The organism is Halodesulfurarchaeum sp. HSR-GB (assembly GCF_031432215.1).
Taxonomy (GTDB): Archaea; Halobacteriota; Halobacteria; order Halobacteriales; family Halobacteriaceae; genus Halodesulfurarchaeum.
Map to the genome: position 1 here is coordinate 557,361 of NZ_JAVKGN010000001.1, position 21,205 is coordinate 578,565.

The 21,205-nt window shown below is 64.1% G+C and carries 21 protein-coding genes; 9 read left to right on the forward strand and 12 right to left on the reverse strand.

What is annotated here, in order from left to right:
* The first annotated feature begins 42 nt into the window (after positions 1 to 42).
* Positions 43 to 963 carry a lipoyl synthase gene (lipA, locus tag RH831_RS02945; RefSeq protein ID WP_396275413.1) on the forward strand — a complete coding sequence of 307 codons (921 nt, stop codon included), beginning with the start codon at positions 43 to 45 and terminating at the stop codon, positions 961 to 963.
* Here the strand turns inward: lipA and RH831_RS02950 are convergent.
* A complete protein-coding gene (locus RH831_RS02950; protein WP_310552775.1) occupies positions 960 to 1,739 on the reverse strand; it encodes a biotin/lipoate A/B protein ligase family protein in 780 nt (259 codons plus the stop codon). The two genes, lipA and RH831_RS02950, sit on opposite strands and share 4 nt — an antisense overlap.
* 102 nt (positions 1,740 to 1,841) lie before the next feature.
* On the opposite strand from RH831_RS02950, the gene RH831_RS02955 reads away from it, so the two are divergent.
* On the forward strand, positions 1,842 to 2,276 hold the full coding sequence (locus RH831_RS02955) for a hypothetical protein (protein ID WP_310552776.1): 435 nt from the start codon (positions 1,842 to 1,844) through the stop codon (positions 2,274 to 2,276).
* Positions 2,273 to 2,794 (forward strand): hypothetical protein, encoded by a 522-nt coding sequence (locus tag RH831_RS02960; RefSeq protein ID WP_310552777.1) that lies wholly within the window; start codon positions 2,273 to 2,275, stop codon positions 2,792 to 2,794. Before RH831_RS02955 ends, RH831_RS02960 begins: the two co-directional genes overlap by 4 nt.
* On the opposite strand, the gene RH831_RS02965 is transcribed toward RH831_RS02960, so the two are convergent.
* The 3 genes from RH831_RS02965 to RH831_RS02975 all read right to left on the reverse strand — a co-directional run bounded on the left by RH831_RS02965 (position 2,791) and on the right by RH831_RS02975 (position 6,660).
* Entirely contained in the window at positions 2,791 to 3,789 is a 999-nt protein-coding gene (locus tag RH831_RS02965; protein ID WP_310552778.1) for a radical SAM protein, read from the reverse strand. The two genes, RH831_RS02960 and RH831_RS02965, sit on opposite strands and share 4 nt — an antisense overlap.
* A 36-nt stretch (positions 3,790 to 3,825) precedes the next feature.
* Entirely contained in the window at positions 3,826 to 5,004 is a 1,179-nt protein-coding gene (locus tag RH831_RS02970; protein WP_310552779.1) for an aspartate kinase, read from the reverse strand.
* A 120-nt stretch (positions 5,005 to 5,124) separates the two neighbouring features.
* Complete coding sequence (locus RH831_RS02975; RefSeq protein WP_310552781.1) at positions 5,125 to 6,660, reverse strand: DNA-directed DNA polymerase II small subunit; 1,536 nt, start codon at positions 6,658 to 6,660, stop codon at positions 5,125 to 5,127.
* Between the two features lie 95 nt (positions 6,661 to 6,755).
* On the opposite strand from RH831_RS02975, the gene RH831_RS02980 reads away from it, so the two are divergent.
* Positions 6,756 to 7,586 (forward strand): S26 family signal peptidase, encoded by an 831-nt coding sequence (locus RH831_RS02980; protein WP_310552782.1) that lies wholly within the window; start codon positions 6,756 to 6,758, stop codon positions 7,584 to 7,586.
* Here RH831_RS02980 and RH831_RS02985 read toward each other — a convergent pair.
* From RH831_RS02985 to RH831_RS02995, 3 genes are all read right to left on the reverse strand, one after another.
* On the reverse strand, positions 7,574 to 7,849 hold the full coding sequence (locus RH831_RS02985) for a hypothetical protein (protein WP_310552783.1): 276 nt from the start codon (positions 7,847 to 7,849) through the stop codon (positions 7,574 to 7,576). The two genes, RH831_RS02980 and RH831_RS02985, sit on opposite strands and share 13 nt — an antisense overlap.
* Positions 7,846 to 8,223 carry a helix-turn-helix domain-containing protein gene (locus RH831_RS02990; RefSeq protein ID WP_310552784.1) on the reverse strand — a complete coding sequence of 126 codons (378 nt, stop codon included), beginning with the start codon at positions 8,221 to 8,223 and terminating at the stop codon, positions 7,846 to 7,848. The genes RH831_RS02985 and RH831_RS02990 overlap by 4 nt, the downstream gene beginning before the upstream one ends.
* 130 nt (positions 8,224 to 8,353) lie before the next feature.
* Positions 8,354 to 9,838, reverse strand: a complete 1,485-nt coding sequence (locus RH831_RS02995; protein WP_310552785.1) for an ORC1-type DNA replication protein — start codon at positions 9,836 to 9,838, stop codon at positions 8,354 to 8,356.
* An 874-nt stretch (positions 9,839 to 10,712) separates the two neighbouring features.
* Here RH831_RS02995 and RH831_RS03000 point away from each other — a divergent pair.
* The 3 genes from RH831_RS03000 to RH831_RS03010 are packed head-to-tail and all read left to right on the forward strand — an operon-like array spanning position 10,713 to position 12,426.
* A complete protein-coding gene (locus RH831_RS03000; RefSeq protein WP_070365875.1) occupies positions 10,713 to 11,357 on the forward strand; it encodes an Era-like GTP-binding protein in 645 nt (214 codons plus the stop codon).
* Between the two features lie 4 nt (positions 11,358 to 11,361).
* Positions 11,362 to 11,751, forward strand: a complete 390-nt coding sequence (locus tag RH831_RS03005) for a DUF2073 domain-containing protein (RefSeq protein WP_070365874.1) — start codon at positions 11,362 to 11,364, stop codon at positions 11,749 to 11,751.
* A gap of 3 nt (positions 11,752 to 11,754) precedes the next feature.
* Positions 11,755 to 12,426 (forward strand): Zn-ribbon containing protein, encoded by a 672-nt coding sequence (locus tag RH831_RS03010; protein ID WP_310552787.1) that lies wholly within the window; start codon positions 11,755 to 11,757, stop codon positions 12,424 to 12,426.
* Positions 12,427 to 12,445: 19 nt separating this feature from the next.
* Here the strand turns inward: RH831_RS03010 and RH831_RS03015 are convergent, their stop codons facing one another.
* Entirely contained in the window at positions 12,446 to 13,024 is a 579-nt protein-coding gene (locus RH831_RS03015; RefSeq protein WP_310552789.1) for a hypothetical protein, read from the reverse strand.
* 98 nt (positions 13,025 to 13,122) lie between these two features.
* Here RH831_RS03015 and RH831_RS03020 point away from each other — a divergent pair, with 98 nt between their 5' ends.
* Complete coding sequence (locus RH831_RS03020) at positions 13,123 to 13,800, forward strand: class I SAM-dependent methyltransferase (RefSeq protein ID WP_310552791.1); 678 nt, start codon at positions 13,123 to 13,125, stop codon at positions 13,798 to 13,800.
* Positions 13,801 to 13,817: 17 nt separating this feature from the next.
* Here the strand turns inward: RH831_RS03020 and RH831_RS03025 are convergent, their stop codons facing one another.
* Genes RH831_RS03025 through RH831_RS03040 form a run of 4 tightly spaced genes read right to left on the reverse strand, consistent with a single transcriptional unit; the run spans position 13,818 to position 18,747 of the window.
* On the reverse strand, positions 13,818 to 14,837 hold the full coding sequence (locus tag RH831_RS03025) for an ABC transporter ATP-binding protein (RefSeq protein WP_310552792.1): 1,020 nt from the start codon (positions 14,835 to 14,837) through the stop codon (positions 13,818 to 13,820).
* A complete protein-coding gene (locus RH831_RS03030) occupies positions 14,834 to 16,618 on the reverse strand; it encodes an iron ABC transporter permease (RefSeq protein ID WP_310554131.1) in 1,785 nt (594 codons plus the stop codon). Before RH831_RS03030 ends, RH831_RS03025 begins: the two co-directional genes overlap by 4 nt.
* 2 nt (positions 16,619 to 16,620) lie before the next feature.
* Complete coding sequence (locus RH831_RS03035) at positions 16,621 to 17,724, reverse strand: thiamine ABC transporter substrate-binding protein (RefSeq protein WP_310552793.1); 1,104 nt, start codon at positions 17,722 to 17,724, stop codon at positions 16,621 to 16,623.
* A gap of 51 nt (positions 17,725 to 17,775) precedes the next feature.
* Entirely contained in the window at positions 17,776 to 18,747 is a 972-nt protein-coding gene (locus tag RH831_RS03040) for an AEC family transporter (RefSeq protein WP_310552794.1), read from the reverse strand.
* 377 nt (positions 18,748 to 19,124) lie between these two features.
* On the opposite strand from RH831_RS03040, the gene uvrB reads away from it, so the two are divergent.
* Positions 19,125 to 21,188 carry an excinuclease ABC subunit UvrB gene (gene uvrB / locus RH831_RS03045; RefSeq protein WP_310552795.1) on the forward strand — a complete coding sequence of 688 codons (2,064 nt, stop codon included), beginning with the start codon at positions 19,125 to 19,127 and terminating at the stop codon, positions 21,186 to 21,188.
* The last annotated feature ends 17 nt before the right edge of the window (positions 21,189 to 21,205 follow it).

A 21,205-nucleotide genomic window follows, 5' to 3' on the forward strand; every position in this document is an offset into this window, starting at 1 on the left:
ATCAGCAGGGGCCGGATCTGTCGGTGTCCCACTATCGTTATATTGCGGGCTCGAAAAAGCCGGGCCATGGCCCAGCGGAAACCAGCGTGGCTTCGGGCTGAGCTCTCCGGAGTCGATCGACAGCACCACGCCGTTCACGAGACCGTCGCGGATCGGGACCTGAACACCGTCTGTGAGGGAGCCTCCTGCCCCAATCGCGAGGAGTGCTGGTCACAGGAGCGCACCGCCTCGTTCATGATTCTCGGGGACACCTGCACGCGGGACTGTTCGTTCTGTGACGTGCCTACCGGGTCGCCGAGCCCGCCTGACCCGACAGAGCCCGATCGACTGGCCGGGGCGGTCGAGGATCTGGATCTCTCCTATGTGGTCCTCACCTCGGTCGACCGGGACGACCTGCCCGACGGCGGCGCCGAACACTTCGCTGACTGCATTCGGGCCGTCCGCGAGCGAAACCCCGAAACCACCATCGAGGTGCTCATTCCCGATTTCATGGGCTCGACCGACGCCCTGCGCACCATCGTCCGGGCCGGCCCCGACGTGATCGGTCACAACCTGGAGACGGTTCGCCGGCTCCAGGGAGAGCTCAGGGATCCACGAGCGGCCTATTACCAGTCCCTCTCGGTGCTCGAGGGCGTAAAGAAACTCGATGAGACCATCTTCACGAAAAGCGCCCTCATGGTCGGGTTCGGGGAAACAGAAGCCGAGGTCACCGACGCGATGGACGATCTGCGAGGCGCGGCCGTCGATTTGCTCACCATCGGACAGTACCTGCGGCCCTCCGCCGACCACCCGGAAGTCCAGGAGTACGTTCCACCCGAGCAGTTCGAGGCCTACCGCGAGTACGGCGAGGCCCAGGGATTCGAATACGTCGCTGCGGCTCCGACCGTCCGGTCCTCCTATCGGGCCGGTGAACTCTGGGTCGAGAACGCCCTCGACGACGGGGTCGAACCCGATCGCCTCTAGCCGTCGCGGTTCCAGGCGTCGGTCCGGTACTTCTCCTCAGCCAGCCTCTCGGCCCGGTCCAGTTCCGCTGCGTGATAGTCGTCGACTCGATAGTTTCGGCCGGCGGTAAACGCCTCGATCATCGCCGATCGAAGGTCAGCCATCGAGGCGTCGCTCACCGAGCTAACGGTGGCGACCCGGTTTCGGGCGGCCTCGATAGCCTTGTCTGATAGTTTCGCCTCGTCGACGGACAGGGCCGTGAACATCTCATCGGGGTCGAGATCATAGAGGAGTGTTCCGTGCTGGAGCAACACGCCGTTTCGGCGGGTCTGAGCGTTCCCCGAGAGCTTCCGACCGTCGTACTCGATGTCGTTGATCGGCGCGAAGTCGGCATCGATGCCCAGGCGGTCGAACCCGTCGAGGACCCGCTCGCAGATCTCCCGGTAGCTCGCCTCGATGTCCGCCGAATAGTTCTCTTCGGGGGCGATCACGGAGTAGGTGAGCTCCCCGGCCGGGTCGTGGTAGACCGCCCCGCCCCCAGTTCGACGACGGACGTAGTCGATGTCGGCCGACTCGCAGGCCTCGATATCCACCTCACGTTCCAGGGACTGGAAGTAGCCGATGCTGACGGCAGCGGGTTCCCAGCGGTAGAACCTGATAACCGGATCCGCACCCTCGGCGACCCGCTCCTGGATCGCCTGATCGAGTGCCATGTTACTCGCCGCGTCGAACTGGCCCTCCGGAACGAGTCGCCAGGTCACGGGCCACCACATCCCCGGTCCGCCCTGCGCCTGCAAACCATGGACGGGCTCGTGCTGGAAGCCGAAAAAGGATAGCGATCCTCGGGATATCGGGCTCGCACCGAAATGTCGAACTTGCTGGCCGTCACAGTAAGATCGATGGCGGAGCGAGAAGACGGGCTCAAAGCCGCGATGGCTGGAGCGGTGCTGGGGATGGGAAAGGCCCTTCCGATCATTCTCAGCGTCGTTTTCCTGTTGGGACTGTTCCGGACGTTCGTCTCGCCGGCGCAGCTTCAGGCAGTCTTCATCGGGTCCGGTGGGCTCGATATTCTCCTCGGCACCGTTTCGGGGAGCCTCTCGACGGGGAACGCCGTGACGAGTTACGTCATCGGCGGGGAGCTACTGTCGGACGGTGTTCGACTCGAGGCCGTTACCGCCTTCCTCGTCGCCTGGGTCACCGTCGGTCTGGTTCAACTCCCCGCAGAGGCGGCGTTGTTGGGTCGCCGCTTCGCACTGGTTCGGAACGCGACGAGCGCCCTGAGCGCGATTCTGGTGGCCATCGTAACCGTTCGACTCGTGGGGGGTTTCGCGTGAGCGATTCATCCGGGAGTCCCGGAACGGTTTCGGCCCGACCCAGTGGGATCTACGCCCTCATCGCCGTTAGCTTGCTCTATCTTTTCAGTTTCAGCTTCGACCCCGCCGGGACACGGGCGGCACTCGATCAGAGTCTGGCCATCCTCGGTCGGATCGCCCCGGTGCTGGTCGGGGTGACTGTCCTCGTCGGACTGAGCAAGTACGCTCTCGGACCGCAGGTCGTCGCTCGGTACGTCGGCGCCGAATCGGGCTGGCTGGGCTATCTACTCGCTGCCCTTGGCGGCTTGCTCAGCCACGGCCCGGTCTACGCCTGGTATGCGCTGCTTCGGGATTTCCAAGCGGAGGGCATGCGAAACGGGCTGATCGCCGTGTTCCTCTACAACCGGGCGATCAAACTCCCGCTGCTCCCGCTCTTTCTCGTCTACTTCGAGGTCGAATTTGCCGTCGTGCTCGGGACCGTAATGATCGTCGTCTCGGCCGGCCAGGGGTTCGTCGTCGATCGCCTGGTTCCGAATTAGTGCCGGTCGGGGCTGATGGGGCGCACGTAGAAGGTTTCCTGGTCGTACTCGAGTTCGATCAGTTCGCCCGCATCGAGGAGGTCCTCGACAACTGACCAGTCGGCGTCCTCCCGGTCCAGCAATGCCGACACCTGGGAGGCCCGCATGGGGTGGACCGCCGTCACGCCCAGCAGGTCGGTCCGGGGATCGCCCGTGCTGGCAAAGCTATCCCCCTCCGCACCGATCAAATACTCCACGTCATCGACGTACTCGGTGAAGGTCCGATAGGCCCGGGTAACTTCGGCTTCGTCGGGTGGCTCCACCCACTCCTCGTCGGGCGGGCGGGTGGGGACAGCCACGAAAGCGGTGTCAGGGGCGATTTCGCCGACGAGTTTCGCAGTCGGTTCGACTGCGGCCCCGTCGTTGACCCCGGCGACGAGCATCGTTTCGGTCGTCAACGTGCCCTCGAAGTCACGAGCGAATCGCACTATACCGTCACGGACCGCCTCGAAGTCGACCGCCCCGTGGGGGCGATCGACCTGCGTCCAGACCTCGTGGTCGGCGGCGTCGACCTTGACCGAGAGCCAGTCGGCCCGGGCGAGGTCCGCACGGACCGATTCCAGTCGGAGGAGCGACCCGTTGGTGATGACTGCGACGTCCACGGGAAAGCGTTGCAATCGGTCGATCGTCTCGCCAAGGTTGACATCCAGGGTCGGCTCCCCGTCGGGGACAAAGGTGACGTAGTCGACCGTCTCCTCTGGCCCGAGCGCCGCGAGTCGGTCCTCGATCGCCGACTCGATTTCCGCGGGGTCGAAAAACGCCTGGCGGTCCGTCTCGGGGTTGGTGGTCGACCCGAGTTGACAGTACACACAGGCGTAGGTGCAGGTCGTGGGCGGGACGTTGTTGATGCCGAGACTCTGTCCGAGTCGACGTGACGGAACGGGGCCGTATGCGAGTTCCATGGGACACTGGACCCATAGCAGGTCCACGACCGACCGTAGGGGATTGGAAGCCATTGGTGTGACGGTCGTTCCCACGACCGTCCCACGAGCTCAAAACGCGTTCTGAACGATCTCCAGGGCCTTCTCGCGGTCCGCCCAGGGGACGAAGGCCGCGACGGAGGTGGCACTCGTGATCACGTCGACCAGGTTGATGTGAGCCCCGGCCAGCGGGCCGACGATGTCCTGAACGACGCCGGGTTGGTCCGGGAACTCGGTCCCCAGGACCCGGATGACGGCAATGTCCTCGGTGACGGTGACACTGGAGAGGGTGTTGGTCTTGAGGATCTTGTCGTGCAGGACGTTTTCGGCGGTGTCGGCGACGTCCGCCCCGACGTAGAACGTGATGGAGTCCATGCCCGAGGCCACCGCGTCGACGTTGATGTCGGCCTCGTAGAGCGCCCCCGAGAGCGTGTGGAGAATCCCCGGACTGGTTCGAATCGAGCGGCCGGCGACGGTGAGACAGGCCAGTGGTTCCTCGCGCATGTCGACCATATGCTCGAACTTGCCCTCGATGGTGGTCCCCCCGGAGAGGATGTCCCGGTGCTGGTAGTGGATGACCCGGACGGTCAGGTCCTCGTCCTTGTAGCTGAGCGCGCTCGGAGCGACGACCTCGGCCCCCCGGAACGAGAGGTTTCGGAGTTCGTCGACGGTGATCTCCCCGACGTTCTGGGCCCCCTCGACGACGTTCGGGTCGCCGGTCATGACCCCTTCGACGTCGGTAACGATGACCACCTGGTCGGCGTCCATGTACTGGCCGAGCATGATGGCCGTCGTGTCGCTCCCACCGCGGCCGAGCGTGGTCATGTTGCCCTCGGGGTCCTCCGCGAGGAATCCCGTGATTATCGGAACGACATCCCCGAGTTTCTCCGAGAGGGCCTGGGCTCGCCGGCGGGTCTCCTCGGGGAGGACCTCGCCCAGTTCGTTCGTGACGACCGGCCAGTCGGGGTGTCCCGGTTCGACGAAGACACTGTCGATCCCCCGGGCAGTGAGCGCGGCCTTGAGGAGCCGAACGCTGGTTCGTTCCCCCATCGAGACGATCTCGGCTTCGTCCCGGTCAGTCGCCTCGAACTCGATCGCGTCGAGAAGTTCGTCGGTCGTATCACCCATCGCACTCGCGACGACCGCGATCTCGTGGCCCGCCTCGGCCACCTCCGCAATAGAATCCGCTGCCCGGTCGATGCGCTCGCCGCTGCCCAGACTCGTCCCGCCAAACTTGGTGACTACCCGCATACCAGATGCCTCCGTGCCGTGGTAGAGAGGTGCATAGGCTGGGGTAACGGGTGGGTAATCATAACTGTGTCCTTCCTGCGCCGCCGGATTGGCCCCCGTTCGTACCGGAAAGCGCGGGCCTCAGGCGAACTTCCGCACGGTCACGTCGAGGGTGTCCAGATCGAGGATCGGCGCGGTCCCCACGTCGGGGGAGATGTTGACGCTCCGCTGGAAGGCGGTCTGCCCCTGGAAACAGCCGGAGTTCACCAGTCGGACGTCGTTGTAGGCTCCGACACCGAGTTTGTGAACGTGGCCCGAGTGGACCACGTCCGGGATGTCTTCGATGACGAGATAGTCCTGCTTCTCCGGGGCGATCCGGTTTTTGCCACCGTACTTCGGGGCGACGTGACGCTTCTTCAGCAGTTGGGCCATGGCCTGATCCGGCTGGTCGTAACTGACCTCCGGCATGGGGAGCTCCGCGACGAGTTCGTCCAGCGAGACGCCGTGATAGAGCAGGATCGAGACCCCCTCCAGGGTGACTGTCGAAGGGTTGCTGTAGATGTGGGCGTCGTGAGCCGACATGATCTCCCGCAGTTCGGGCTCGAAGGCCGGCTGTGGTTCTGCCAGTCGCACCGCGTCGTGGTTGCCGGGCACCATGACGATCTCCATGTCCCCGGGGACGGCCTTGAGTCGCTCCGAGAAGGCCTCGTACTGCTCGTAGATGTCGATGATGTCGAGTTCCTCATCCTGGTCGGGGTAGACCCCCACGCCCTCGACCATGTCACCGGCGATCAATAGGTACTCGACGGAATCGGCCGCAGGTGAGTGCAGCCAGTCGGCGAAATCCGTCCAGGCTCCGTCGAGGAACTCCTGGCTCCCGACGTGAAGGTCACTCACCAGGGCGGCCTGAACGTGTCTGTCGGCGGTCGACGGTTCGAACGTCAGGGGAACGTCGGGGAAGAAGAGGTCATCGACGAAGAGGATCCCGCCATCGTCGGAGAGAGTTCCCTGGACCGCGATGACCTCGTCGAGGAGGAGTTCCTCGACCGCCGTCGCGAACTCCCGGTCTTTCATCACCAGGGCCGGGAAGGTTCCGTTCGTGTCCTCGAGTTCGACGAGCCAGTGCCCGTTTCGAGTCGAGCGGATGTCGGTCACCAGCCCGATGAGCGCGCCCTCCGAGCCCCCGGGCATCGATTCGAGGGCGTCGGTCGGGCGGTGTTTGACCCGTCCGCGGAGCATGGCCGAGAGCCGTTCGTAGCGGTCCCGAAACACGGACACGAAGTCCTCGTACTCGCCGGTTCCAGTACTCTCACCGGTCATATCCCCGTGGACGATCGGTTCGGCCGGGTCCCGTGGCGATCGATCCGACGCCGCCTGATCGGCCTGTTCGACCCCCTTCACTTCAGCTGCGGACTCGGACGCATTCGGGTGGTTCGTGTTTGTTTCCCCTCCACCTGAAACAGTGGTGTCGTCGGCCCGTGGGGTGGTCCCGTTCAGGACCTCGCGGACCTCCCCGGCGGTGATGGTCACCGCCTCGGACTCGATCTGGTCGAGGAGGGTCTCGACGGCACGGTCCGGGTCCGGAGCGCCGGCTAACAGCGTGACGGCTTCGCGGTCGGCGTTGTAACCGGCCGCAGTGAGCTGTTTCACGATCCGGACGGGCGACGCACGCGGCACGCAGCAAAGGAGGGGGACTTGCCCCAAAAGCATAGCGACTGCCCACGCCGTGGGGCATGGGAAGGTTGAAACCACAAACCGCTGTACATCGGGCCATGGGTCGTGACGAGGGGACACAAGACACCGACTGGGACGGGGGGCCCGAGGATGGGGGTCGTTCCGACACCCACCGCCCAGGCGGGCCCCCAGGTCCTCACCCCCAGGACACCCGCCCAGATCCACGTTCCAGCCCCCGAGCGGCGCTTACCTGGCTCGGGACGACAGACCACAGTACTGTGCAGTTCCTGCGCGAGATCGTCGTCAGTCTGCTGATCGTGGTTGCCGTTGGATTCATCCTCTTCGCGATCAGCGGCGTGTGGCCACCCCTCGTCGCCGTCGAGAGCGACAGCATGGAGCCACACCTCCAGAAGGGCGATCTCGTGCTCGTGATGGACGAAAACCGGTTCGAGCCGGCATTCGCCGTCGGAGACACGGGCGTCGTCACGGCTGAGGTCGGGGCCGAAAACGATTACCGCCGGTTCGGCGGGCCTGGTGACGTGATCGTCTATCGCCCCTCCGGTTCGGCCGCCGCGACACCGATCATCCACCGTGCGCACCTCTACGTCGATGACCGCGAGAACTGGTACGATCGGGCCGACCCGGACGTGGTCGACGCCAGTTCGTGTGAGGATCTGACCGCCTGCCCGGCCCCACACGCCGGGTTCATCACGAAAGGCGACAACCCGGTGACCAACGACTACTACGATCAGACCAGGGGCATCAGTACCGTCGTCGAGCCCGAGTGGGTCAAGGGACGGGCCGTCGTCCGGATTCCCTGGGTGGGCTGGATCCGACTCGTCGCCTCGGACCTGGAGCTGCCGGGGCTCTCTGCGACGCTCTTTGCCGGTGGCACAATCGGAGTTCACCAGGGTTCTCAATTGGCGTAAAGCGAGTAGAGGATCACGCCAAAGCCGATCACGGCGAGGGCGCTCTCGACCGTGATCGCCCACTCGCGGGTCATGACGAGGAACGTGTCGACGACCCCACCCAGCAGGGCCCCGAGCGTGACGATGCCGAACCCGACCGAGAGCAACTTGAGGGGGCGGGCCTGGGTCCGGTTGTAGGCCCGGAACGCATAGAAGGTGATGAGTCCACCCAGCAGCAGCGAGGCGCTTTTCAGGAGCACGGTGAGTCCCATCGGGTCGATCATGTCTCGCGACGCACCTCCGCCCAGAGGGTTTCAAGCCGTTCGTCCGTCGACTCGGGTTGGCGCTGGATCGCGACCTCGATGTCGTGGTCCTCGTCGAGCCCGATCTGGACCCGTTCGAAGGCGACCTCGTACTGGGTCGTGTGGTGTCCATCCGACTGGATCACGGTCCGTTCGGAGAGCAACGAGGCCTCGGTGAGAATATCCAGTTTCCGGTAGGTCGTCGAGAGCGGCAGATCGCAGTTCTCGGAGAGCTCCTTTGCCGTTCGCGGATCGTCCAGATGCTCGATGATCCGGCGGCAGTCGCTGTCCTCGAGGGCGGCGAACACGGCCTGGGAATCGGGCGTGTCGACATCCCTCAGCGGACCAGCTACCATCAATAAAAGGGTGGTGCCGTGAACCTAATAACTCCGTCGGCTGTCCGGTTCGCGGAACAATTCTGGTCGGTCGTCCCGACTCACGGCCGTTACTGGAAGATTTCTCGACCCGGAAAATGGGGGCTACCGGTCAGTTGTGATCGCCATCGAAACGCGCCTGGAGGAACGGAGAGACATCCCCCACGTCGCCGATGCGGGAGTCCGCCTGCAGGACCGTCTCGGTCTCGTCGACCGGGACCGAGAGGCTGATCTCCTTGGTCCGGCCGTAGCGACCCTTGCTCACCACGACCGCGTTGACGATCCCGAGCATGTCGAGTTCGCTGATGAGGTCGGTGACCCGGCGCTGGGTCAACACGTCGGCGTCGATTTCGGTGCAGAGCCGTTTGTAGATGTTGTAGACCTCGCCGGTGTTGATGTTCCGCACCCCGTGTTTCTCGTGGAGGACGATGGCATAGAGGACGAGTTTCGACTGTGTGGGCAGGGTCCGGACGACCTCGACGACCCGATCGAGTTCGATCTTGTCCTGGGCCTTCCGGACGTGTTCCTCGGTGACCTGCTCGGCCTGTTCGCGTTCGGCAAGTTCGCCCGCCGTCCGGAGCAGATCGAGGGCACGTCGGGCGTCGCCGTGTTCCTGGGCGGCAAACGCCGCACAGAGGGGAATCACGTCCTCGGAGAGGGCGTCGTCCTTGAATGAGACGTCCGCCCGGTGGGTCAGAATGTCCCGGAGCTGGTTGGCGTCGTAGGGCGGGAAGACGATCTCCTCCTCGCCCAGACTGGACTTGACCCGCGGGTCGAGGAAGTCAGTGAACTTCAGATCGTTCGAGATGCCGATGATCGAGACCCGGGAGTTCTCCAGTTCCGAGTTCATCCGGGAGAGATTGTAGAGGACGTCGTCCCCGCTTTTCTCGACGAGTTTGTCGATCTCGTCAAGCATGATGACCGCGACCCGCTCGACGTAGTCCACGGCCTCGAAGAACGTCGAGTACACCCGGTCGGTTGGCCACCCGGTCATCGGAACCGGTTCCATCTCGGCCAGATCGGCTTCGAGTCGATCGATCTCGGCCTGGAGATCGCCGAGCGAATCGTAGTTCGAGTCCGCGAGGATGTCAGAATCCACCCGGGCACGCTCGTGGAGGTCCTCCAGATCGGTCAGCCGGTCCTCGACGTAGGCCTGGTTGCGTTCGATGAACGTGTTCGCGAGCTGCGCCAGGACCCGGTACTGGGTGTCGGTCACCTCACAGTTGATATACTCGACTCGACAGGGGACGTCGTACTTCTCGGAGGTCGCCTCGAGTTCCTGGCTGACGAACTTCGCGCTCGCGGTCTTCCCGGTCCCAGTCTTCCCGTAGATGAGAATGTTCGAGGGCGTCTCCCCGCGGAGCGCGGCGACGAGGATCGTCGCCATCTTGTTGATCTGGTCGGTCCGGTGTGGCAGTTCGTGTGGCGTATAGGAGGGGCGGAGGACCTCCTTGTTCTCGAAGATGGGCTTGCCCGAGAGGAGATCGTCGAAGAGTCCCTGGTCGGTCTCGGACTCGTCTTCGAGGACCTCGTCGAGATCCACCTCGAAGTCTCGTTCCGCCCCGTGTGTTTCCGATGTGTGGCCTTCCTCTTCCATGTGTCATGTCCCCCGGTTCGAGTGGGACAGCGGAGGATACCGGGTGGAAACGCATTGCAGCGCCCCGCTCCGGGCAATTAGAGGGGCCACACCAGGTACCTCCCCGTCCAGTTGATGCAGATGAAATCACGGATCTGGGACGGACAAAAAGGTATCGGTCCACCGGATCAGAACGGGAGCGAAACCGATCGGGTTTACCGACGACTGAGCGGGCGGTGAAACGGATTGTTCGACAGCAGATCAGTTGCAAAAACAATATTTTCAGGATATGGAGGGCTTAACGACTGGGATGGGGCGCGATTTCTCCCTAGCCCCCCACCCCTTCGTTTCGTGTGGAGCGACGAAACAGGGTGAGTGTCCCCCGCTACTGAACTAGGGAAGATTTATGGTGGTGATGTGAAAACAGTATCCGTAAACCAGTAAAGAAAACAGCCTATACTATTCTCGTTTACTGATAAACTAAGTTATCCAAGAGGAGAATCGCGTTTCTGAACCCGTCACCACGCTGTTTTCGCGTTCCACGCGAAACAATGGGGTGGGGGAGGGGCACTGTCCTGTCCAGTCCCATTTTCGATATGTTGTTGAAACGATGTCTAAATCACGGAAACTAGTCACATAGTCTCAAATCTCACCGATACGGCCGGAGATCCACCGAAAAGAATCGCGACTGCTTCCCCGAAGCTATGCCTTTCGCCTCCGTTCCAGTCGAAATCATCGGGTTGGTGCCAACCGCTCTGTTTCAACTGGAACTGCCTGGCACGGACTGCTGATCCGGACCAGTCGCCCGCTCTGCCTGTAGACTTAAGGCGTTACAGCCTGCACGGGTAGACGTGTCCGGAGATTTCAAGCCCCGGGACGCACAAGGTGGGTCATAATGGGACTGCTCGGAAGCCTACGAAACAGCATCTCTCGGGTCGCGGACGCCTTCTTCGAGAGCAATGGGGAACCGAAACGTATCGGCATCTACGGGCCGCCGAACGCGGGGAAGACGACACTCGCGAACCGAATCGCCAGGGACTGGACCGGTGACGCCATCGGACCGGAATCACAGATCCCCCACGAGACGCGGCGGGCCCGTCGCAAAGAGAACGTCGAGATCGAACGCAACGGACAGACGGTGACGATCGACATCGTCGACACGCCGGGCGTGACGACGAAGGTCGATTACACCGAGTTCCTCGATCACGACATCGAGAAAGACGAGGCTGTGCGGCGCTCCCGGGAGGCGACCGAGGGGGTCGCGGAGGCGATGCACTGGCTTCGGGAGGACGTCGACGGCGTGATTTACGTCCTGGACTCGGCGGAGGATCCGTTCACCCAGGTGAACACGATGCTGATCGGAATCATCGAGTCCCGGGATCTCCCGGTCCTGATCTTCGCGAACAAGATCGACCTCGATGAGGCCCAGATCAGCCGTATCGAGAACGCTTTCCCCCAGCACGAAACGGTGCCGCTCTCGGCGCTGGAGGGGGACAACATGGACGAAGTGTACGACAAGATCGCGGCGTACTTCGGGTGATAGTATGGCAGGAATCGAACACGAGACGGCGGACGGGGTCCAGATCGAGCTGATCTCCGGGCAGCGCATGCGCGATAAGACCTCGATGGAGAAGATCCGGATGATCCTCGATGACGTGCGTGACGGGAACATCGTCATCCTCGAGGAGGGCCTCACCCCGGACGAGGAGTCCAAACTCATCGAAGTCACGATGACCGAGATCAATCCGGATGACTTCTCGGGCATCGAGATCGAGAGTTTCCCACAGTCGGCGGCGGGCAGCGGGAACTTCCTCTCCCGGCTGATCGGCGGCCAATCCTCGAACGCCAAACTCACAGTTATTGGCCCGGCCAATCAGATTCACTCGCTGCAGAAAGACGAGACGCTCATTCGTGCACTCATCTCGGGGCGATAGCCGATGCCCCACCAGTGTACGAACTGCTCGGCGACGTTCCCGGACGGCTCAAAGGAGATGCTCTCGGGCTGTCCTCACTGTGGTGGCAACACCTTCCAGTACATCCCGGAGGGGGCCAGTCCAGCGGAGACTTCCACAGCCGAGGAACCACCGGATCCGCCCCTCTCGGATGATTCGGTCACCGGGCGGATGGGTCGTGCGGCCAAGACTGTCAAGGAGTACGTCGGTGACGCCGGCTCGGAGCCCGAGCCGGACGAATCGGCCGACGACGCCGAGGTCGTCGCCGAAGAGACGGCAACCGAGGACCCGTCTTCCGAAGATCGAGCACAGGCCTCCGCCCGAGGTGATGTCGCCGATCTCTCCGAGCTTCCCTCGAAAACTGCCTCAGCGGGGTCGGCTGGCGGGTCGACTGCACCTCCCGCCGAGGAGGAATCGGCAGGCGAAACCCTGCCCGAAAGTGGGCGCGTGGTCGACGAACCCGATTCCGCGGCCGACACCGACCTGGAGACCCTTCGCGAGGAACTCAACGACCAGTTCGAGAGCATCCGGATCGTCGAGCCGGGACAGTACGAACTGAACCTGATGGAACTCTACGATCGGGAGGAACACATCGTCGCGCTCCGCGAAGACGGCAAGTACATGATCGAAGTCCCAGAGACCTGGCGGGACGACTGAACTTTTCGGCGAGAGTGCCCTAGAATTGCGTTTGCATCTGGCCGTCCGCACCGAGTTCGATCACCGCGTTACAGGCCCGTTCGAATCGATCGAGGGCGGTGTTCTCGTGAACTTCCGGCGAGACGTGAAAGAGCCCGACGGCGTCGTTTTCGGCCACTAACTCGCTTAGCTGGGCGAGCGCGCTGGCTGCGGCGTCCTCGCCCGCGTAGTAGGCCAACTCCGAGATCGAGTCGAAGCTAAGCCGACCCCTGGACTGATTCTCGGCCAGGAAATCTTCGACGGCGTCGACGATCCCCGCTACGTCGTCCGGGGCGGAGACGTAGTGGACCCCCTGCTGGCGTCGGCGAGAGTATCCTCGATCGATGCTGAGCGTGTCCAGGATTCCCGTTCGATCGGGATCGACGCCGTAATGGGACAGCTTTTCGGCCACTTCGCGGGCCGTGGTTCGGGTCGAGACGACAAAGGCCCGCTCGGAACCGGGGCGCAGAAACCCGGTGTCGATCGGGTCCGTCCCGCCGATGCTGGGATGTTTGAGGAGGATCGACGTCCCGGCCGCCACGGTCTCTGGAGCCCCGTCGATCGCGAGATCATAGGCCATACCGGAGCAACCCGGTCACGGGGCATAAGCACAGGGGCTCCCGGAGCGGTTTTCACGGTGGCGCGTGTGCCTTCGAACATGACTGCGGGAGGGTCTCCATGAGCATTCGAGAAGCGTTCGACGCCTGGGCCCAGGAGGGCAAAGACCGCGGGATGGAGGAACGACACTGGCACACGGCCAAACACGCCCTCGCCCGGATGCCCATCGAGGAAGGGGATACCGTCCTGGACCTGGGGACCGGCAGTGGGTATGCCCTCCGGGCGCTTCGGGAGCGTTCGATCGCTCGCGGCTACGGCCTGGACGCCGCCCCGGAGATGGTCGCAAACGCCAAGTCCTACACCGAGGACGACGCCATCGCTTTTCTCCGAAGTGACTTCCAGGCCCTTCCCTTTGCCGAGAACTCGATCGATCACGCCTTCTCGATGGAGGCGATCTACTACGCCGACGATCCGGTCGAAGTCCTGTCCGAACTCCGCCGGGTCCTTTCCCCCGGTGGGACTGTCTACTGTGCGGTGGATTACTACGAGGAGAACGTCCACTCACACGAGTGGCAGGAGTACATCGAGATCCCGATGACCCGCTGGAGCCGCGAGGAGTACCGCGAGGCGTTCAGGGAGGCCGGGCTGTACGTCGCCGAACAGGACAACATTCCGGACCGCGAGGTCGAGATCCCGCCGGCCGATGCGTTCCCTACCGAATCCTTCGAGACTCGCGAGGCCATGGTCGAACGGTATCACACCTACGGCACGCTCCTTACAGTCGGTGTCGCACCCTAAACGACCGATTCGGCCCATCACGTCGCCGGCAAGACCGTGACGGCAGACCGCGAGAATCCAACGGTAACGATCCCCTCGGCCGGCCGGTCGCTCTCGACGACCAGTTCTCGGCCCGCAAAGTCACAGTGAAGGGTATACCCCGTGCCGTGGAACGCCACCCGCTCGACCTCGACTTCGAGTTCGTTGTCGTCCGTGCCTAGATGCAACGCAGTCGGCCTGACGGCAAGGACATCTCCAGTTGAAACAGGGGGCCCGACCTGAAACTGTTCTCCACCCTCGATCGTGATGGCGTCGCCGTCGACCCGCTGTGCCTCGAAGAGGTTGTTCTCGCCCACGAACGAGGCGACGAATCGATTCACGGGTTGCCCGTAGACCGTCTCCGGCCGGCCGACCTGTTCGATCCGACCAGCCCGCATCACCGCGAGGCGATCACTCATCGAGAGCGCCTCCGACTGGTCATGAGTAACGTATACCGTGGTAATCCCGAGCTCGGATTGGATCGCCGCGACCGTCTTCCGGAGTCGGTCCCGGAGACTGGCATCGAGGGCGCTCATCGGTTCGTCGAGCAACAGCAGGTCGGGTCCCGGTGCGAGCGCCCTGGCGAGGGCGACCCGCTGTTGTTGGCCCCCGGAGAGGGTCTCGGGGTCCCGATCGCCCAGTCCGCCCAGATCGACCAGTTCGAGCAAGTCCGCGACTCGCTTTTCCCTTGTGCTGCCACCGGGTGGGTCGTGGAACTTGAGGCCGTAAGCGACGTTCTCGGCGACTGTTCGGTGCTCGAACAGCGAGACGTTCTGGAAGACGATCCCGACGTTTCGATCCTCCGGTGGGATTTCGGCCATCGACTGGCCGTCGAACCGGACCGTGCCCGCCGAGGGCTCGGTCAGGCCAGCGAGGATTCGCAGGGTCGTGGTTTTCCCACAGCCAGAGGGCCCGACGAGCGTAAAGAACTCCCCATCGTCGATCGAGAGCGAGACGTCTTCGAGGGCGAGTTCGTCCCCGAATCGCTTGCTGACTCCCGTGAGTTCGACGCGCGTCATGGCTCCCACCATCCCCCGACGCGATCGATGACGACGAAGCTGATCGCCGTGATCCCGAGTAATACCGTCCCCATGGCCGTCGCCGGGCCGAGGGTCCGATTCCCGAGGTAGCGCTCGACGGCGACGGGCATCGTGTAACTCGAACTCCCCTCGGCCAATATGATCGTCGAGTCGAACTCGCCGACGCTGATCGCGTAGGCCAGTGCGGCCCCGGCGACGATCCCCGGGATGACCAGCGGGAGTTCAACGTCGAACCGGGCTCGGGCGCGGGAGGCCCCGAGCACCCGGGCCGTCTCCACGACTCGGTGATCGACTCGCTGGAGCATGGGAGAAACCGTTCTGGTGACAAAGGGGTAGGCAGCGACGGCGTGGGCGGCCACGATCGCGACCGGCCCGGTCACGGTGATCCGGTGGCCGAACAGCTCGGTTCCAAACACGAGTCCCTGTAACAGGCCGAGGCCGAGGACGATCCCGCTCACCGCGAGGGGAGCCATCAGCAGCGTCCCAAGCACGCGGCTCCCGGGGAAACGGGAATCTTCGAGGATTGCCACCGTCACACCCATCGGAACTGCGAGGCCGAGAGCGGCTAGCCCAAACAAGAGCGAGTTGCGGATCGCCGGCAGCGGCCTGACCTGGTAGCTCGCGCCGGTCGCCTGGCGTTCGAGGAGAAAGGCGTAGTGATCGAGCGTGAGCCCGCCTGGTCCGGTCAGGCTCTCGAGGACCATACTCAGGATCGGCCCGAGGAAGACGATCGTCACGACGAGCCCGTATCCAAGCAAGCCGAGGCGGCGGGGATCCCGGAGCGAGCCGAAGAGCGGTTTTCGGTTCGGTCCCCGGCCGAGCCCGCGCTGGCCGCTCTCGTAGCGAAGCGCGGCGTAGGTCAGCGAGAGGGTGATCACCGTCTCGACCACGGCCAGGCCGGCGGCCTGGGCGAGTTCGAGTTGCTGGACGCGGGCGTACAGCCAGACCTCCACCGTGGCGAGTTCGAGCCCACCCAGTGCCAGCACGATGGGGAAGGACATGAACGTAAAGAGGAAAGTCAGAAGCGCTCCGGCCAGGATCGCGGGACCCAACTGGGGCAGTGTCACATCGAGAAAAGCACGAATCGGCCCGGCCCCCAGCCCGCGGGCCGTCTCGATCTTCGATCGGTCCAGCCCCGCCCACGCGGCCCCCACGATCCGGGTCACGAGCGGCGCGTTGTAGAAGGCGTGGGCGAGGACGACGAGTTGGAGGGTGTACATGACTGACACCGACTCCAGCCCAACCCACCCGAGGAAACCGTTCAGCACCCCCTGGTCCCCGAACATCGCGACGAAACCGATTGCCACCATGATCGAGGGGAGGACGAAGGGCAACATTGTGAGCGACCGAACCGTCTCCCGGCCCGGAAAGTCGTACTGCGCGAGGAGATACGCCCCCGGGAGCCCGAGAGCGAGACTCGCGAGTGTCGACAGCAGCGCCTGATAGACCGTGAAGCCGATCAGCCCGAAGTCGACGGCTGGAAACCCGGCTCGCATCCAGTCCAGCACGCCACCTGGCACGGCCGAGGGGTCCGTGAGCCCACTCGCCGCACCGAGGTAGAACTCCGAGCCCAGAACCGCGAGCACCGGGTTCGTTCCCTCGACCGACCCGAAAAGCCCGTTCGCGAGGACCGTCCCGACCGGGTAGTAGAAAAGCACCACCAGGACGAGTGCGGTCAGGGCAGCGGTTCCCTGGAGTGCGTACTCCCCGGTCCAGTACTGCAGCCGAGCGATCCGGTCACCACCTCGCTTGGGCTTCATACTCACCCGCTCGCGATCTGTTCGGCCCACGCCGAGACCCAGTCGTCGATCGATCCGGCGAGTTCGTCGTAGGTGTGGGTCACCGTCTCCGGCGGGCGGTGAGCGTACTCCGTGAAGCTCTCGGGCGGGTCGGCGGTCGTGGTGGCCGGGAAGGCGACGTTTCGGACCGCGATCTCGGACTGCGTTCGTGGTTCGAGCATGAACTCGAGGAAGGCCGTGGCCAATTCGGGCTTCGCGGCGTCGGCAAAGCGAGCCATTCCCTCGGGGACGGCATACCCCTGGTCGTTCAGGAAGGCGATCTGGTGGCGCTGCATGTCCCTGTCGTTGCGGTGGGCATAGACCTGATCGGTCGAGTAGGAGACCACGACGGGCCGCTCCGCATTCGAGTAGGCGGTATAGGACCCATTCCAGTCTCCCAGGATCCGCGCCCCGTTGTCCACCAGGGCCTGCCAGTAATCGAGGTAGTTCGCTTCGCCCCGGTTCGCGATCGTCCAGAGGAGGAAGGCCCGCCCCGGGTCACTCGTCTGGGCGTTCTGCAGGAGCAGCGTGTCTTCGAACTCCGGATCGATCAGATCCTCGAAGGTCCGGGGCTCGTCAATCTCGCCCGCGTCGTAGACCAGACTGATGTATCCCGTGTCGAAGGGGACGGCGCGGCCGGCCGGATCGAATCGTAGCTCCTCGATGACGCTGTCGTCGTTCGAGAGCGTGTCGGCCGACACCGGTTCGAAGAGTTCGGTCTCGCCTAGCTCGTCGTCCGCGCGGACCAGGTCGTCGGCGTTGAGCCCGACGTACACGTCCGCTTCGACGCCGTCACCGTACTGGGCCTGCTGGATGAAGTGGTTGAGCCCCGAGTTCGGCGTCTGCCACTCGATCGTGGCGTCGGGATACGCCGATTCGAAGGCCTCCTTGATCCATGCCCCCGGGCTCACACTCGGGGCGTCGACGAACGGTTCGTAGGTCGCGACGCGGAGCGTGCCGGCGAGTTCGTCGGTCCCGCCGCTCGTGCCCGTGGTGGTTCCCCGGCCATCGGCATCGGGACCGGCACAACCAGCCAGGCCGGCGATGCCCGCTGCACCCACGCGTTTGACGAACGTCCGCCGTTTCATTACCTGGTTGTTTTACCAGGTGGTACAAAAGGGACACGGTGCGGTTGCCCCTCAAAACACCATCTCGGCCTGGAAGACGTAGACGAGACCGGTGAGGACGCCGATACTGAGCACGGTCGTGACGAAGATCACGGTACTCAGGTACTCGGCCGGGTCGATCTCGTCGGGGCCGACATCGGGGCTGTACTCGATGAGTAGCGCAAGGGGCACCGTGGCGGCCGGCGTCGCGCTCTCGATGACGAACGTGCGGGCGACGGTGAGGTTTTCGAAGCCGAGCACCAGGGCGATTGCGAACGCCACGAGCGGCGCCACGCCGAGTTTGAGAACGGTCGGCGTGACCGTCTTCGAGAGTGCCTGGATGTCCGTCTCCGCGAGTTTCATCCCCACGATGAGGAGCATGAGCGGGATGGACGCGTCGCCGACCATCTGAATCGTCTCCATGATCGCCCCCGCGGTCGCGCCGCCATCGGTCGGCAGCACGCCGACCGCCCTGAACAGGACGGCGAGGATCACGGCATAAATGAGTGGCAGTCGAAAGATCTCGCGGACGGACTCGCGAGGGTCCCGGTCGGTCCCGCGGGAGGCGATGTAGACCCCGAGGGTGTAGACGACGACGTTCTGGACGGTGAGATAGAGAACCGCCGTCGTGCGACCGATCTTTCCGAACGCGAACTCGGAGAGGGGAATGCCGATGAACCCGGAGTTCGGGAACGCGCTCGCCAGGATCAACGCCCCCAGCAGGGCCTCGGAGGTCCCGAGGAACCGACCGACAGCACCGGCGATCACCACCATGATGGCCGCGTAGCCGACGACCCCCGCGGTCAGTTTCAGGACCTCGCCCCCGCCAAGCGGGGTGGTGGCGATGCTGTGAAACGCCAGGGCCGGAATCATGATGTAGAGGCCGACGGTGTTCACCGGGTCGATGTCGACGTCATAGACACGCGCGAAGAGATAGCCCACGACGGCGACGGCGATAATCGGCATCACCGCTGTCGTGAACGCGCCACTCAAACTCGTCGGCATGCGATCATCGACAGTGAGGGACCTCCCACATCAATAGTTGACGAACCGGCTCCGGGGATCGATCGAGTGCACCGACGGACGGATCGGTCCATAGAACGGTCGCCACTGAAAGCCGCCGCCACGCTGCGTAGCTTTATACACGAAGACCGGTCCATGGCGTCTCATGTGACCGCTCGCTCGGCCACGGGCCGAAAATAGCGGGGCGTCTCCGTCCCTTCGGGTGCCCAAAAACGGACCCCGGCCGCCGGAATTCCGGCGGCGTGACACACCGTGGTCGTGACTCGCTGGTGTCACCTGTTCGCCACCAGTCTCGTTTGGCCGCGCCGGGCACTTCCGCATGGGCTGGACGTAAGTTCCTCGACGGCTAGATTCGAACAATGAGCGACTCGGCAGGCCCACTCTCCCCGGACCGACCGGACGTCGACCGGTCGTTTCGGGTCGAGGCCCCCTTCGATCCGGCCGGCGATCAGCCCGCGGCCATCGACGCGCTGGTCGAGGGCTTCCAGTCGGGGATGGACACACAGACGCTGCTGGGGGTGACCGGCTCCGGGAAGACCAACACCGTCTCCTGGACGGTCGAACAGCTCGACGTGCCGACACTCGTCATCGCCCACAACAAGACCCTGGCGGCCCAGCTCTACGAGGAGTTCAGCCAGTTGTTCCCCGAGAACGCCGTCGAGTACTTCGTCTCCTACTACGATTACTACCAGCCCGAGGCCTACGTCGAGCAGTCCGACACCTACATCGACAAGGACGCCTCGATCAACGAGGAGATCGACCGACTCAGACACTCAGCGACGCGTTCGCTGCTCACCCGCGACGACGTGATCGTCGTCGCCTCCGTCTCGGCCATCTACGGGCTCGGGGACCCGACGAACTACGAGGAGATGGCGCTGCGCCTCGAACGGGGCGATCAAATCGACCGCGAGGACCTGCTGGCCTCCCTGGTGGATCTCAACTACGAGCGAAACGACGTGGATTTCACCCAGGGCACGTTCCGCGTGCGGGGGGACACCGTCGAGATCTTCCCCATGTACGGCCGCTATGCCGTCCGGGTGGAGTTCTGGGGCGACGAGATCGATCGGCTCTCGAAACTCGACCCCCTCGAACAAAGTGTGGTTTCGGCGGAACCGGCGACGCTGATCCACCCGGCCGAACACTACTCGCTGCCCGAGGAGCGCCTCGAATCGGCTATCGAGGGGATCGAGGAAGACCTGAAAGAACGGGTCCGGTACTTCGAGCGTCAGGGGGATCTGGTTGCCGCCCAGCGCATCGAGGAGCGGACGACCTTCGACCTGGAGATGCTCCAGGAGACCGGCTACTGTTCGGGCATCGAGAACTACGCGCTGTATCTCTCCGATCGGGAATCCGGCGAGGCCCCCTACACCTTGCTGGATTACTTCCCCGATGATTTCCTGACTGTGATCGACGAGTCCCACCGAACCGTGCCGCAGATCCGGGGCCAACACGAGGGCGACCGGTCTCGCAAGGAGTCGCTGGTCGAGAACGGCTTCCGGCTCCCGACGGCCTTTGACAACCGGCCGCTGACCTTCGAGGAGTTCGAAGACCGAACCGATCGCACGCTCTATGTCAGCGCGACCCCGAGCGAGTACGAGCGCGAGCAGTCCGAACAGGTCGTCGAGCAGATCGTCCGGCCGACCTACCTGCTCGACCCCGCCGTCGAGGTCGCGTCGGCCGAAGACCAGATCGACGATCTGCTCGCCCGGATCGACGACCGGATCGAGGCAGACGAACGGGTGCTCGTCACCACCCTCACCAAGCGAATGGCCGAGGACCTCACCGAATACCTCGAAGAAGCGGGGGTCGCGGTGGAGTACATGCACGACGAGACCGACACCCTCGAACGCCACGAACTCGTCCGCGGCCTCAGATTGGGCGAGTTCGACGTGCTGGTCGGGATCAACCTCCTCCGCGAGGGACTGGACATCCCCGAGGTCTCGCTGGTCGCGATTCTCGATGCCGACCGCCAGGGCTTCCTCCGCTCGCGCACCTCGCTGATCCAGACCATGGGCCGGGCCGCCCGCAACCTGGAGGGCGAGGTCGTCCTCTACGCCGATACGGTGACCGACGCGATGGACGACGCGATCGAGGAGACCCGCCGTCGCCGGGAGATCCAGCGGGAATTCAACGAGACCCACGACGTCGAAGCCAGCACGATCGACAAGCCAGTCGGCGAGATCGACCTTCCGGGCTCCGGCGAGGCGACCGACTCCATCTCGGGTCGGGACCCCGAGAATGAAGCGGAAGCCGCCGCCCTGATCGAGGAACTGGAGTCCCGGATGGAGGCTGCCGCCGCGGACCTGGAGTTCGAACTCGCGGCGGACATCCGCGACCGGATCCGGACTCTCGACCGTGAGTTCGACCTCGACGCCGGGATCGAACCGGACGAGGAGACGGTTCCCGTGGACCCAAACGAGTAACTGTGTGACGGGAGACC